Raw genomic sequence first — 13935 nt, forward strand, 5'->3', positions numbered from 1 at the left:
CTGACATGATCCACCTGGCCCACGGCGACATCCTGAAGCACGAGGCGGACGCCCTCGTCAACACCGTGAACTGCATGGGTGTGATGGGTCGGGGGATCGCCCTTCAGTTTCGTCGTGCGTTTGAGGACAACTACGAGGCCTACCGCAAGGCTGCCAAGGCCGGCGACGTCATCCCCGGCCGCATGTTCGTCTTCGATCGGGTGACCCTGGAACCGCCCCGCTGGATCATCAACTTTCCGACCAAGCGGCACTGGAAGGCGAACAGCCGCATCGAAGACATCGAAGCCGGCTTGGTAGATCTGGTCCGGGTGATCCAGGAGCGTGGGATACGGTCGATCGCCATCCCTCCCCTGGGCTGCGGACTGGGAGGCTTGAACTGGGCCGAGGTCCGTCCCATGATTGAGGACGCCTTGACCGCAATCCCCGAGGTCGACGCCTACCTGTTCGAGCCCGGCAAGGCCCCTCCGGCTCGGGAGATGGTCAACCGGACGAAACGTCCTCAACTGACGACGGCCCGAGCGGCGGTTCTGGGATTGATGCGGAACTACCTCGCCGGGGTGATGGACGTCGGGATCTCCCTGCTGGAGATCCATAAGTTGATGTACTTTCTTGAGGTGGCCGGAGAACCGCTGGACCTCGACTACAGCCAAAATCTCTACGGCCCTTACGCCGCGAAGCTCCGTCACGTCCTGAAGACCATGGAAAGCCACTACATCCACGGTTATGGTGAAGGTGGGGACGACCCCAGGAAGCCCATCGAGCTGGCCGAGGGAGCCGCCGAGGAAGGGCGGGCGTTCCTTCAGGATCATCCGGATACGCTGGAGCGGTTCGAGAAGGTCAGTGGACTGATCGAGGGGTTTGAATCGCCCTACGGCATGGAGCTGCTGGCCACCGTTCACTGGGTGGCCGATCGTCAAGGAGCGAGGACAGTCGACCAGACCGTCCAGAAGGTCCACGGCTGGAACACTCGCAAGACGATGTTCACCCCCCACCAGATCCAGGCAGCGTGGGACCGACTCCACCTGCTGGGCTGGCTGAACCGAACGCCCCAGGCCGAAGGACACCTCTGAGAAGTGGCTCGAGGCCCTGATCGTCAAGTCGGTGATCGAGGAGGCGGGATACCTCCCCGGCCGTTCCGAAAATTACAACCGCGATCACGCCGTCGACCTGAATCATTTGCTAGTGCCGGCGGGTGCGTCCGAGCACCCCAGCGCAGACGCCTGTCAGCATCCGGGTGGCGTTCCGCCCGAGCGATCGGATGTTGTACCCACCCTCCTGGACCAGGAGGGTGGGGAGCTTCATGCCGCCGATCCGGTAGCCAATCTCGAAGAGGCCGTCGGGGGTGACGCTCCAGGTGCCCGTCGGGTCGGCCTTGGCGATGTCGAGGCCGACCGGCACGACCAGGACCTCGGGCTTGAACTTGCGGACGAGCGTGAGGGCCTCGTCGAGGGCCTCGAGATAGCGGCCGTCGTGCGTATCCTCGGCGAGCGGAATGTTGTGGTTGAAGCCCTTGCCCGGGCCTTCACCAATCTCGTCGGCAAACCCTGAGAAATAGGGATAGGCGAAATTGGGGTGGCCGTGGATCGAAATGGTCAGGACGTCGGACCGGTTGTAGAAGATGTCCTGGGCGCCGTTGCCGTGGTGATAGTCGATGTCGAGGATCGCCACCCGGCCGAACGACTCGACGAGATACTGCGCGGCAATCGCGGCGTTGCAGAAGTAGCAAAAGCCGCCGTAGGTGTCGCGTTCGGCATGATGGCCCGGTGGCCGACACAGGCTGTAGACCAACGGGTGCCCCGCGCGGATCGCCTCCGCGCCCGAGAGCGCGACATTCACCGCGGCCCGGGCGGCCTTGTAGGCGTCACGGCTCAGAGGCGTAAACGTATCAATACAATAATAGCCCGCCCTCCGGCTCCGGTCGTGCGGGGGACGGTCGGTCCTCCGGATCGGGAAGACGTAGGGGTAGACCATCTCCCCCTCGGGGATGTCCAGGCAGAAGTTGCGGAGGTAGTTGACGAAGTCGGTGTCGTGAACGGCCCGGATCGGCTTCTCGCCGAAATTGCGGACCGGAAGCCGCTCGACGTCGGGCAGTGAGTCGAGCGCTTTGAGGATGACGTCCACCCGCGCCGGGCGTTCGACGTAGCCGCGTTCGCGGACATGATGAAGCGCATGCCGCGAGGAACAGAAGACCTTGAGAGGCTGGAGCCGGCGCGGAATCCTCGGCTTCTTGTCGCTCGGAGTGATGTAGCGCGGCTTTCGCAGTCGGACCGGTGATTCCTTGACCGAGGCGACCAGTTCGAGCACGTAGGGATCGTCGGGGTCGTAGTGATATCGCTCGGTCAGAATCATCTTCATCGCCTGGCGCAGCTCGGGAGCGTCCAGCGGCTTCGTGCTCTGCAAGGGGTCGTAGAGCAGCCGCGGCTCAGCGGGATGATTGGGGCGAATCGGCTGGTCGTAGAGCGTCCCCACAATCGGCAACGCGTTGTAACGCTCGTAAAACTTCAGCCGAGACTTGTTCATCTTCAGATCGGTCGTATCAGGAACCTGTCCGGGGTCGTCGGTCGGAACCTCAAAGAAAAGGCCCGTGGCCCCGCGCGCGATCAGGTCTTCGCGAAGCGCCTCGTAGAGCGCTCCTCCCAGTCCTCGCCCCCGGCGCTCGGCTTGGGCCACGATGAAGTCGAGGTACGCAAAGCCGATCGAATCGAAGTAGTCGGCCAAGGCAAACCCGAGAACCTGATCCCCTGGCCCGTGCGCGGCGAGGAGGATCGTCGGGTAGCCCCGACCCGTCTGATCGCCGATCTTGCGAGCGATATAGTCATCGCCGACGTCGAGGTCGGGAAAGGCCGCCCGAAACAAGGTCTGGATCTCGGCGATGCAGCGGCGATCGTAATCGCGGTGAACGCCAAGGACATGGCTGATCCGAAACATGGCGGCCCTCACAAGGGCCTATCTCGATAGGCCGATTGGAATCGAGGGTGTCACGGTTCGAGTGCAGGTCAGAGGTCGAACGTCGACATCATTCTCGAGGACCGATTTCACCGTGCCTCACTCATCTTTGCCGATCCGGCTCGGATGCGGAAGAACCGCGACCACGATTCCCAAGGTCTGAGGCTCGAAGCGGCATTCGTGGTCGCCCCATCGCCTGCCGCGCCAACGCGGCGAGCGTCGCGGAATAGTCTCGGCCGGAAACCCGTAAGGCCCGCGCCCAACCCGCGGTCGGCCCGATATCGGGGTTGGGGTTCACTTCCAGGATCACGGGCTCGCCACGGTGATCGAGTCGCAGGTCGACCCTGGCATAGTCACGGCAACCCGTCACCTTGAACGCCGAGACGGCCAACCGGCACATGGTCTCGGCCAGTTCGCGTTCGATTCGCGCTGGGCAGAGCACAGGGCTTGCGCGGTCCTCAACCGATCCGGCCGACCACTTCGCCGCATAAGTCAAGATCGGCCATGTTCCTTCCACCGGCTCATAAGCAACTTCGGCAATCGGCAAGGCTTCGGGTTCGGGAAGCGCCAGCACCCCGACATTATATTCGGAGCCGGGCAAGTAGGCCTCGACCAACGCCGCGCCACCATACGTGGCATGGATCCAGACCACCCGGTCGCAGGCGGAATCCCAGTCGAGCACGACGCTCGCCTGATCGATGCCGAGGCTGCCATCCTCAGCGTCCGGCTTGACGATCGCCGGGCCGGCCCAGTCCCACCTCGGGACCGCCGCGCCCGGTTCAACCACGAAACCGGGCGCGGTGGGCAGACCCGCGCCCCTCAAAAGGAACTTGGCTCGCCCTTTCGAGACACAGAGCGCCAACGCTTCCATCGGCGAGCCGGTGTATGCAAAGCCGGCCAGTTCCAGCAGCCCGGTCATGTGGGTCGCTGCCGCCGTCGATGCCCCGAACCCTTCGATCAAGTTGAACGCAACGTCCGGGCCGATCCGGTCGAGACTACGGAGCACCTCGACCACGGGAGGTCTCACCGCGAGTAACACCGATTCGAAACCGTGATTCTCGAGCCCGGCGGCAACGGCCTGAGCGACCTCGACGACATCCGCTTCCGATACGGCGTCCGGATGATCCACCGGCAAGACCGGCGCATTGTAGAGAACAGCGACCTTCAAGCGGACCGAGGTCACAGCCCCACCCTCGCCCTTGAAATCGGCTCCAGGCCGACACGGAGCAAAGCCACGCGGAGGACTTTGCGGATCATGTCGGCATAGCTGATCCCCATCCCACCGGCCAGAATGATCAGGTCGCTCCAATCGGGAGCCAGACCAGGGAGCGGGTTCGCTTCGATGAAGTAAGGAACACCGTCGCGAATCCGAAAGTCGATCCGTGCGAGGTCGCGGCAGCCTAGCGCTACGTAAGCGCCAAGGGCCGACCGGATCAAGTGTTTCATGACGTCGGCGGAAAGTTGGGCGGGCGTCTCGTACGCCACGCGCTCGTCCCAGTCGCGTTTCACCTCGATCGAGTAGACGAAACGAGAGTCGGGCGTCTTCGGCCGAATCCGCATGGCCCCGATCACTTCCGCTCCATCCCCGTTGCCGACGATCCCCACCGTCACCTCATCGCCCGCGATGAATTCCTCAATCAGGACGGGCTGGCCGTAGTCGCCTGAGAGAACCATGTAAAGCTCGACGGCTTCCTCATGGGTATCGGCGATGCAACGCGCACGAATCCCTTTGCTGGAGCCTTCGAAGCAAGGCTTGACGATCCATTGATCGGCCCCTTCCCAAAGGCCTGCGTGGTGCATCAAGGAGCCGACTGCACGCGAGGACAGGCCGGCGGGGAAGGAGAACCCCTTGGGCACGGCGACCGAATCGGCGACCAGCCGCTTGGCGACTCCTTTGTCGAGCGCGGCGGCGAGCGTCAGGGGGTCGGACCCCGAGTACGGGATCCCGAGCATCTCGAGCACGGCCGGCACGCGTGCCTCACGGTTCCGGCCCCCCCCTTCCCCCTCGGCGAGGTTCCAGACGAAGTCAGGGGGATCGGCGAGGACGCGATGGAGAAATTCGCGACCATCGCCCAACAGAACGACATCATGCCCTTCACCCCGGAGCACCGCGGCCAAGGCCTCGATCGTTTGCGGCTTATCGAACTCCTCGTACCGGTCGTCGGGCCCGTCAGCCGAGGCGACAACCGGTACGAGGTCGAACGTGATCCCGATCCTCAAGGCGCGGGTCCTCTCAATTTAATGGTCCGGAGTGTGACCTTGGCCATGTCCGTTGCCAGCCGAGCCATTGGATTTCTTCGGGCTCGCCCCCTGGGTCCCGTGGCCGTTGAGCCCGTTGGCGATCCCCCTGGCCCGTCTTCGAAGTAGGCGGGGATTGCCCTCAGGAACGAGGACTTCCGCCTGGCCTTCGAGCAGGGCGCTCACCCCCTGGGTCACGACCGCAGCTTGCTTCAACGGCGGCTCACCCGTGGGGTGATAGTTGACGATCACCCCTTCATAGTTGCGCAAGACGACGGAGTCGTTGGTCGCCGAGAGCAGGTAGTTGGGCATCAAGGGGATCTTGCCCCCTCCCCGTGGCGCATCGACGACGTAGGTGGGAACTCCCAGTCCCGAGATGTGACCGCGAAGCCCCTCAATGATCTCGATCCCTTTCCAGACCGGGGTCCGGAAGTGCCCTGCCCCGGTCACGGGATCACAGTGGAACAGGTAATACGGCCTCACCTTGATCCGAAGCAGGGCCCGGCAAAGCGCGCGCTGAGTGGCCAGGCTGTCGTTGACCCCCTTCAGGAGCACGGCGTGGTTGTTGATCGGCAGCCCGCGCATCCGCAATCGATCGCAGGCGCGTCGCGTTTCCGACGTCACTTCCCGAGGATGGTTGAAGTGCGTCTGGATCCAAATTTTTCCTGAGGACTCAAGAATATCAAGAAGGTTATTGTCCTCGATCCGTTGCGGCAAGGTCACAGGCACGCGGGTGCCGATCCGGATGACGTCGAGGTGGGGGATGGCGCTCAGGCTCTCGACGAAGTAGGCGAGTTTCTCGAGCGGAAGGGTCAGTGGGTCGCCTCCCGAGACGATCACGTCGTGGATCTCGGGGTGGTCGCGAACGTACTCGACCATTCGCTGATCGTCGCGCGAGACCGAATCCCAGCCGCCCCGTTTCATGGTGGCGCGTTTCCGGGTGCAGAACCGGCAATACATCGTGCAAACGTGGGTGGTGACGAGCAGGGCGCGATCGGGATAGCGATGCGTCAGGCCCGGGACGGGGGAATCCTTATCCTCGTCGAGCGGATCATCCTCTCCCTCCGCGCCAGTCATCTCCAAGGGGGAAGGGACCGATTGGAGTCGGATCGGATCGAGCGGATCGAACCGATCGATCAAGGAGAAGTAATAAGGGGGAATGGCAAGCTTGTATTGAGCCTGAAGCGACTCAATGGCGTGGCGTTCATCATCGGTGAACGGAATCAAATCGAGAATCTGGCGGGGGTGCCGGACGGCATTTTGCGACTGCCAGTGCCAGTCGTTCCAATCACTGTCGGGCACGTTGGCCCAGACGGGGTGGCGGGGGGTTGGTTGCAGGGGCGAACTGGGAGGCTCGTCGCCATCGGCAACCTCGACCGCATCTGGGATGGTGACGGCTGTGCTCGTTGAGCTACTCGGCTCGCCCATCGTGGTCCTGACCCTCAGTAATTGAGAGTAGTGGGGTTTGGACGAATGTCCGCGCCCCGAAAGGTCTGTGGGATTCTAAGCAATCGATGAAACGAGACAAGAGGAATCATCGCGCGAGTTCAACAAGAATTGGCAAATTCTTCCTCGAGCCTCGAAACACCATCAACGATCGGCGTACCTTGCCATCCCGCATCAGGCGAAATTGGTGGTTTTCTGAAGAGATCTGTCATTCAGTTGACAGAGATCTCGATCACAGACCCAAAGCCCAAGGACGTGGTAATGCGGGCCAGGGCCGACGACCTGGTGCGTTCCCACGCGGATCCTTTCCTTACGGGCCGTCGGGTGAAATCCTGACCACTTCAGGGTAGTATTGACCAAGCAGGGTCGATCCATGCCCCGCCGGCCCAGAGTCCTCGGCGAGTGACGAGCCCATGTGGGTTCCGAGGAGAGCCGCCGCGCCTCGATAGAGGTCGATTGCCGAGCTGGCCAGCTACGCGGGCCTGAGTCCCAGGACGATCCGACGGCTGATCGAGTCGGGGCGATCCGGGAACTGAAGGTCGGCCGGTGTATAGTGATCCCCTTCGAAAGATCTGGACAGGCACATCCTCCGGATAGAGGATCATTGCCCACCCATTCAGGAGGCCCCTCACATGGCGACTGCCCCCACCTCGACCCGACCGGGCACGGTCGATCCAGAGACCGGCCGGTTCGTGTCCATGTCCGACGACGAACGCAAGGCCCGCACGCAAGCGATCGCCCGAGTGTTCAGTCAGCTCACCCCGGCCGACGAGACCGAGACCGATGAGGCATGGAGCGAGGTGCTCCGCGGCATCGACGAGACCCGCCCTCACCGTCCCCTGTTCGAGGGGATGTATTGACCCGTGGCAAGGTTGATCGTGCTCGACTCTGGTCCCCTCAGCTTGGCAAGCAAGGCCCCCGGCAAGTCCGATGGGGATCGTTGCCGCGCATGGATCGGCGAGATGGATGCCGCCGGCGCCTTGATCGTGGTGCCGGAGAGCGCCGATTACGAGGTGCGCCGGGAGCTGCTCCGGATCGGCATCCGGTCCGCCGTGGGCCGGCTCGATCAAGTGGAGTCCGTGCTGGTCTATGACCCGCTCACGACGCCGGCAATGAGGCGGGCGGCCGAGTTCTGGGCGTTCGTCCGCCGGTCCGGCGTGCCCACGGCGGACCCCAAAGCCCTCGACGCCGATTGCATCCTGGCGGCGCAGACCTCGTTGCTGGGCGGCCCGGGCGACGCCGTGACGATCGCGACGACGAACGCCGTCCACCTGAACCGGTTTCCGGGGATCGACGCCCGGCAATGGGATTTGATCACGGGATGATCCGCAATACCTGGACAGGATGCAATGATGTACGTGATCCAATTCCAGTAAAAGGACGAAGACAACGATCAGCCGGACGACATCGGGCAGGATGAGGAGATCATCGTGGAGCGAGAGCCGGTCCTGATCCCTCTCCCCGGTGACACGGTCCTGCCGGTACTGCTGAAACGGGTGCTAGACCACCTCGGGCTCCTTGGAGGTGCACACTCGGCTACTTATTAATTCAGATTAGGCATTTTTTCAATATGCGAAAGAGGAGTGGGGGATCAAACTCTGTCCGACTTCGTTCCAAATAGGATTGCCAGATCTTTCTTCAGATCAACACCGACCCTACCGACAATCGGCTCAACAATGATGTCGTCCACCCAGTGCCGACCCGAGTCCTTCCGCAATAGCTACGCCGTGTTCGCCAATACGCTACACATTTCTTGCATAAGCTTCCATACAATCCCCAAATCATTTAAATTCAATCACTTAATTTAATTCATTTGCTCTTTAGGTTTTTCATGACTGAACCGACCCAATGGCAGATGTCGATAACCGAAACAAGACGGGTGAGAAAATGCCGTGGCCACCGTCGCCGGGTTCAGTGGATCGTTCTCCACCCTGGTTGTCAATCACGCGGACGGAATGCGAGTGGCTCCTCGGCAGGGCCACGAAGGACGGTCGAGATTCTTGGGCGGGATTCATGACCCGCGGGGTGACGTCGGCTTCTTGGGCGAGTAAGATTGCCGGAACGTTCGTTGATTGACCGCGCGGTCGTCCCAGCGCCGCTGGACCTGAACCGATCTATTAATCGTCGACCCTCCCGTTCGGAGCCGAACCCGTGGACGCCGTGACTCGCCTTCTGTCTGATCTCGTTGCGATTCCGAGCGTCAATCCGATGGGTCGTCCGCTCCAAGGAAAAGGATTTCTCGAAGGCGGGATGTCCGACTACCTGGAGAATTGGTTCCGCTCGCTGGGGGTGCCCTATGAGCGGCGAACCGTCGCGCCGGGACGCGATAACCTGATCGCCCGTTATGAGTCGCCGCGCGGCCGGAAAACGGTCCTCTTCGACGCCCACCAGGACACGGTCCCGACCGACGGGATGACGATTCCGCCGTTTGTCCCGGAGATTCGGGACGGTCGGCTCTACGGCCGAGGGTCGTGCGACGTGAAGGGGGGCATGGCGGCCATGCTCGAAGCGTTCGCCCGGCTCGTCAAGGAGCGCCCCGCGGATTCGGCCTCGGTCGTCATGGCCTGCACCGTGGACGAGGAGTTCACCCACATCGGGTCCTCCCAACTGGCCGCGTCACCCCGGATGGCCGACTATGCGATTGTCGCCGAGCCGACCCGGCTGAACATCGTCCACCGTCACAAGGGGGCGGTTCGCTGGAAGATCCGGACGCGTGGGGTCGCCTGCCATAGCTCCACCCCCCAGCTCGGCGTCAACGCGATCTACCGGATGGGCGAACTGCTGGGGGCGCTCGCGGACTACGCCGACATGCTCTCCCGCGCCACGCCCGACCCGATCCTGGGACCGCCGAGCCTCTCGGTCGGCCGGATCGAAGGGGGTCTGAGCGTCAACGTCGTCCCCGATTGGTGCGAGATCGAGGTCGACCGCCGGATCATCCCGGGCGAGACCCCGACCAATTGCGTCCAGCGGGTGCAGACCTATCTCCACGACCGCCTGGGAGAGTCGGTGATCTGGGAATTCTTTCCCCCTTGGGTCAACATGCCGCCGCTCGCTCAAGAGGTGAGCGACGAGGGGGGCTGGGTGGCCCAGGTTCGCGCTGCCGTCGGCGAGGCGTCGGGGCGAATTCCCGAGCTTGGCGGCGTGCCCTACGGGACCGATGCCGGTCCGCTCGGTCAGTCCGGCTTGCCCTGCCTGGTCATCGGGCCGGGCGATATCGCACAGGCCCATACGAAAGACGAGTGGATCGAACTCGACCAGGTCCAAACGGCCGTCGAGGCGTATTACCGGATTGCCTTGGCGCTCGGTTGAGTCGCGCGGGTTGAGGCAGGGGATTGGTAGGCATTCAGGTGGGAGAGAACGGATTGGATCTTGTCTGAGGAAATCAAAAAAAAAGACTCGTCGAGGCGGGTGAAATGCACCCGCCCCACGAGGCTTGAAATCAAAAGCCGGGCAACCGGTCGACGATCAGAAGACGTCAAGAATGAAGTGGTGACCCTGGTAGTACTTCTTCTTGTCCCAATCGTGCCAACCGTGGGGATGGCGGGACCCAAGCGTGCGCCGGCCACCGTAGTAATTCCGGTAGAACGGGCCCTGGATCTGCGGCACGATTCGCTGTTCTTTGGGGTAGACGTAGAACTTGTCGTAGAGCCCCCGGGAATCGGCACCGCTGCCGGGAACTTGGGGGGGGACGTAGGGCCAGTGCAGGTAGTTGGTCCAGTCCTGAGCTTTGGCCGTCCCGACGCCGCCAACCCCGGCGAATGCCGCGGCCAAGACAAACGCCTTGATCCATGAGGAACGTGTCACTATCCACCTCCTTGTAGAGAAAGCGATCCGGTACCGCGTCTAATCTGCCACCGGTTTTGCCTCGGTGCGGGCAAATCCGAATTTTTTTTAGGTCGAATGGATCCGGTTTTTCCACTCACAAAGACCTGGGGGATTGGAATCGATCCCCGGAACCCCCAAAAAAGGACGGCGCCCGTCGCCGGGATGATGATGACAGGGATTGGTCGTCTGGGTCTGGCCTTCGCCATCACCGCCACCTGGTTCGTGATGACTCCCGCGGCCTCGCACTCGCAGGAACCGCGACCGCAGCCCGAGGAAGTACGACTGCGTGCCGAGGTCAAGACACTCACCTCACCAGCCTTCGGAGGCCGGCGCGGAGAGGGAGGGCGGAAAACAGCCGAACACCTCGTCGAGGCCTTCCGCGCCCTCAAACTCGAGCCACTGTTCGACGGCCGATACACCCAGGCGATCCCCGACGGCAATGCCGGCCGGATCATCGGCCAGAACGTTGGCGCCCGGATCGTGGGCTCGGATCCCAAACTCCGGGACGAGTGGATCGTCCTCGCCGCCCATTTCGACCACCTCGGCGTGCGCGAAGGCCAACTCTATCCGGGCGCGGACGACAATGCCTCGGGGGTCGCCATGATGCTCGAGGTGGCACGCGCCATGGCCCGATCGCCCGAGGCGTCGAAGCGAAGCCTGATGTTCATCGGTTTCGACCTTGAAGAGATCGGCCTCTACGGCTCGCGCTACTTCGTCGAACACGCCCCCGTACCGCTGAAGCAGATCTCGCTGTTCATCACGGCCGACATGATCGGGCGATCGCTCGGGGGCGTGTGCGACCCCTACGTCTTCGTCATGGGGAGCGAACATGCCCCGGGGTTACGTCCCTGGATCGACCAGGCGTCGAAAGACAGGCCGGTCAAAGTCGGCATGCTGGGGACCGACCTGCTGGTCCTCGACCGAAGCGATTACGGCCCCTTCCGAGCGCGCGAAATCCCGTACCTGTTCTTCAGCACCGGTGAGAACCCCACCTACCACACCCCCGACGATCGGCCCGAAACCTTGGATTATCCCAAGTTGGAGGCGATCAGCCGGGTGATTCACAAGGTGGTCGAACAGGCAGGCTCGGCCACCAAGGTCCCCACCTGGATTCAGGCCCCGGAAAACACGATCGCCGAGGTCGCCACCGTTCGTGATATCCTCCGGTCGCTGCTCGAGAACCGCGAGACGCTCAAGATCGGCGTGGCCCAGCTATATCTGATGAACAACACGGTGCGTACGCTCGATGCCATCGTCGAGCGGGGTTCGATCACGTCGAGCGAACGGGCCACCATGGTCAATGTCGCCCGACTCGTCCTGATCGCGATCCTCTGATCCATCCGAACTGTTCCGGAACGACCGCGCCGCTCGATTCAGAAGGAAGGGCGGCGAACGCGACGAAGTTTCATGGGCTGGGGCGGAACCTTGCGTTCCGCTCCCGGCGCGACCGGAACGAGCCGACGCGAGCCATGATTCCCGCGCTCGACCGCAGCACCGGGCGCGTTGTCGATCACGGCCGGAACATCATCCTGGCGAAGCTCCAAGATGTTATCGCGTGCAAACGGCATGGCCTCGAACTCAATGGGATCGATCGCCTCGGGAACGAGTCGATCGAGGTTCAGGCCCGACCGCGTTCCCGACGATTTGGCCCACTCCTTGGCCCGTAACGCGAGATAGTTGGACCAACCTTGGTTCGGCGCCTCCTCGACCGTCAGCCTGGGGCCCTCCGGCGTGAACTCGATGCGCCGGGGAGCGTTGCGATCGAGTGACCGAAGGAACTCGATCGTTCGGTCGACACGCTCCACTTGCCCTTTCCCCATAAAAATCTGCGCCCGAAGGCTCACCAACCGAAGCCGATGATCGGGGGACGTTGCTCGCTCCTCAAGTGCTTCGAGCGCGAGCAGCGCCGCGTCGTAGTCGCCCCGAAGATATTCGAAGTAGAGCCTCGCCTCGTCGACCTGATCGCGAACCTCCGGCTTGAGCTCGGCTTTGAGGAAGGGACGATCACAGAGCGCGATCCCGAACCGTCCCAGCCGCCGAAGCCGTGCCGCGAGGGGAAGATTCTCGGCGAACTCCCCGGGAATCGGCAACGAGGTGGCCCGTTCGATCGAACGGCCGTTCTCGCCCGCAACCGCGGGCAATCCGCCCAAGAGAAGCTGACGCGCCGAGGCCACCAAGGTGGCGATCCATTCGAGCCGAGCCGAGTCGTCGGGAGTCAGCGGCGTGAACCGGCCGGTGGGAAGATCCCACAGACCCGGCGGAGCGAAGAAATCAGGCCCACCTGCTCGAAACGCGAGCGTCTTGCCCCCCGGAGTGACGGTCAACGCACTCAGCCGGACCGTGAAGTCGATCGGGTTGTCTTTCTTATGAACCACCTTGCCGCGCGGCATGAACCAACAAACAATCGACTGGTCCCCATCGGCATCATCGGAAAAGAATAGAGCATCCTCATCCTGGGCGAAGCTGAACGAGGTGCCAAGCTCCGGACGATCGCCCACGCGTGGGTCGGCGGGCAGCGTCAGCTCTTCCTTGACCCCGCCATCAATGGGCACCTTGAAAAGAACCGTGACCGTTCCCACGGGCTCGCGCGCACCAGGTCGCGACTGCCGTCGGGCAACGACCAGCACCGACCGTTTGTCACGGGACCAGGTGGGGGGTTGGCTCACTTGCCCGACGTCGGCCAGGTGCCTTGGGGTTCCGAAGTTGGTGTCGAGGGAATGCAACGACTTGAGGTCGGCACCTCGGAGGAAGGCGAGCTTGGTTCCGTCCGGTGACCACGAAGGCAGGGATGCGTCGGGAATCGCTTTGAGAACCCGGCCATCGTCAACCCGGACGATCGCAATCCCGAGCGTCCGCTGAAAGTGGGGGATGGCAAGATAACGGCCATCCGAGCTCCAAGCCAGGGTCAATCCGGGAAGGTCGGCCGACCGAAGGTCCGCCTCAAGTGGCCCCTGTTTGAAGAGGACCCGTTGGCTTTCGGGCGAATCTTGAACGACGACCTCGAACCGAAGTCGACCGTCCGGGTCGGGGACCAACCGGCCGAACGCGAGCGCCTTGCCGTCGGTTCTCCAGACGGGTGCGGTCAACGGATTCCGCGATTCTTCGAGCAAGACCGAATCGCCAGTGTCCGGACGGGTGGTCCAAAGCCGATAGAGTAAAGCCGGAGGCCGAGAGATCGAAGCGCTCCAGCCGAGCTGCTCACGTTCCGGACCGGCCTTGACGTCGTAAAGCCATCCGGGGGCCAGCAACCGCTGCTCCTCAGACCGGACGGCCACCGTATAGGCCAACCAGCGGCCCTCTGACGACCAGAGGACCGGCGCGGGGACAGAACCGAGCGAGACTGTCAGCGTCAGCCCCAACAAGCCTGCCGCACAAAGTCGCATGAGGCTCACTCTCTCGGGAACGAACTCGCCAATTGCGAGGTCAGTCAATCCAGGCGGATCACCAGGCCAAAGCCCACATTCGCGTTGCCTCTGAGTA

Annotated in this window: 11 protein-coding genes; 5 read left to right on the forward strand and 6 right to left on the reverse strand. The window is 62.9% G+C overall.

Annotated features, from left to right (window positions below):
* The first annotated feature begins 5 nt into the window (after positions 1-5).
* On the forward strand, positions 6-1070 hold the full coding sequence (locus BUS42_RS10495; RefSeq protein WP_074306868.1) for a type II toxin-antitoxin system antitoxin DNA ADP-ribosyl glycohydrolase DarG: 1065 nt from the start codon (positions 6-8) through the stop codon (positions 1068-1070).
* A 109-nt stretch (positions 1071-1179) separates the two neighbouring features.
* On the opposite strand, the gene BUS42_RS10500 is transcribed toward BUS42_RS10495, so the two are convergent.
* The 4 genes from BUS42_RS10500 to BUS42_RS10515 form a co-directional block, all read right to left on the reverse strand.
* Positions 1180-2928 (reverse strand): histone deacetylase family protein, encoded by a 1749-nt coding sequence (locus BUS42_RS10500; protein WP_074306869.1) that lies wholly within the window; start codon positions 2926-2928, stop codon positions 1180-1182.
* Between the two features lie 121 nt (positions 2929-3049).
* The gene (locus tag BUS42_RS10505; protein ID WP_074306870.1) at positions 3050-4129 is read right to left on the reverse strand and encodes a D-alanine--D-alanine ligase family protein; all 1080 of its coding nucleotides are present in this window, start codon (positions 4127-4129) and stop codon (positions 3050-3052) included.
* The gene (locus tag BUS42_RS10510) at positions 4126-5166 is read right to left on the reverse strand and encodes a D-alanine--D-alanine ligase family protein (RefSeq protein WP_074306871.1); all 1041 of its coding nucleotides are present in this window, start codon (positions 5164-5166) and stop codon (positions 4126-4128) included. Before BUS42_RS10510 ends, BUS42_RS10505 begins: the two co-directional genes overlap by 4 nt.
* Positions 5167-5184: 18 nt before the next feature.
* Positions 5185-6612 (reverse strand): KamA family radical SAM protein, encoded by a 1428-nt coding sequence (locus BUS42_RS10515; protein WP_074306872.1) that lies wholly within the window; start codon positions 6610-6612, stop codon positions 5185-5187.
* A gap of 650 nt (positions 6613-7262) precedes the next feature.
* Here BUS42_RS10515 and BUS42_RS10520 point away from each other — a divergent pair.
* From BUS42_RS10520 to BUS42_RS10530, 3 genes are all read left to right on the forward strand, one after another.
* Positions 7263-7490, forward strand: coding sequence for a hypothetical protein (locus BUS42_RS10520; RefSeq protein ID WP_074306873.1), 228 nt, complete (start codon positions 7263-7265; stop codon positions 7488-7490).
* A gap of 3 nt (positions 7491-7493) precedes the next feature.
* The gene (locus tag BUS42_RS10525) at positions 7494-7955 is read left to right on the forward strand and encodes a PIN domain-containing protein (protein WP_074306874.1); all 462 of its coding nucleotides are present in this window, start codon (positions 7494-7496) and stop codon (positions 7953-7955) included.
* 835 nt (positions 7956-8790) lie between these two features.
* Positions 8791-9939, forward strand: a complete 1149-nt coding sequence (locus tag BUS42_RS10530) for a M20 family metallopeptidase (RefSeq protein ID WP_256386199.1) — start codon at positions 8791-8793, stop codon at positions 9937-9939.
* Positions 9940-10095: 156 nt separating this feature from the next.
* Here BUS42_RS10530 and BUS42_RS10535 read toward each other — a convergent pair whose 3' ends face one another.
* On the reverse strand, positions 10096-10434 hold the full coding sequence (locus BUS42_RS10535) for a hypothetical protein (RefSeq protein ID WP_074306876.1): 339 nt from the start codon (positions 10432-10434) through the stop codon (positions 10096-10098).
* A gap of 183 nt (positions 10435-10617) precedes the next feature.
* Here BUS42_RS10535 and BUS42_RS10540 point away from each other — a divergent pair, with 183 nt between their 5' ends.
* Positions 10618-11790 (forward strand): M28 family metallopeptidase, encoded by a 1173-nt coding sequence (locus tag BUS42_RS10540; RefSeq protein ID WP_074310944.1) that lies wholly within the window; start codon positions 10618-10620, stop codon positions 11788-11790.
* Between the two features lie 38 nt (positions 11791-11828).
* Here the strand turns inward: BUS42_RS10540 and BUS42_RS10545 are convergent, their stop codons facing one another.
* A complete protein-coding gene (locus BUS42_RS10545; protein WP_074306877.1) occupies positions 11829-13838 on the reverse strand; it encodes a TolB-like translocation protein in 2010 nt (669 codons plus the stop codon).
* Positions 13839-13935: the final 97 nt, after the last annotated feature.

Source organism: Singulisphaera sp. GP187, from assembly GCF_900129635.1.
Lineage (GTDB): Bacteria > Planctomycetota > Planctomycetia > Isosphaerales > Isosphaeraceae > Singulisphaera.

Excerpts from the sequence above, each read along its gene's own strand:
- BUS42_RS10495 (WP_074306868.1), top strand. The coding sequence starts at position 6 with ATGATCCACCTGGCCCACGGCGACATCCTGAAGCACGAGGCGGACGCC.
- BUS42_RS10500 (WP_074306869.1), bottom strand. The coding sequence starts at position 2,928 with ATGTTTCGGATCAGCCATGTCCTTGGCGTTCACCGCGATTACGATCGC.
- BUS42_RS10515 (WP_074306872.1), bottom strand. The coding sequence starts at position 6,612 with ATGGGCGAGCCGAGTAGCTCAACGAGCACAGCCGTCACCATCCCAGAT.
- BUS42_RS10520 (WP_074306873.1), top strand. The coding sequence starts at position 7,263 with ATGGCGACTGCCCCCACCTCGACCCGACCGGGCACGGTCGATCCAGAG.
- BUS42_RS10540 (WP_074310944.1), top strand. The coding sequence starts at position 10,618 with ATGATGATGACAGGGATTGGTCGTCTGGGTCTGGCCTTCGCCATCACC.
- BUS42_RS10545 (WP_074306877.1), bottom strand. The coding sequence starts at position 13,838 with ATGCGACTTTGTGCGGCAGGCTTGTTGGGGCTGACGCTGACAGTCTCG.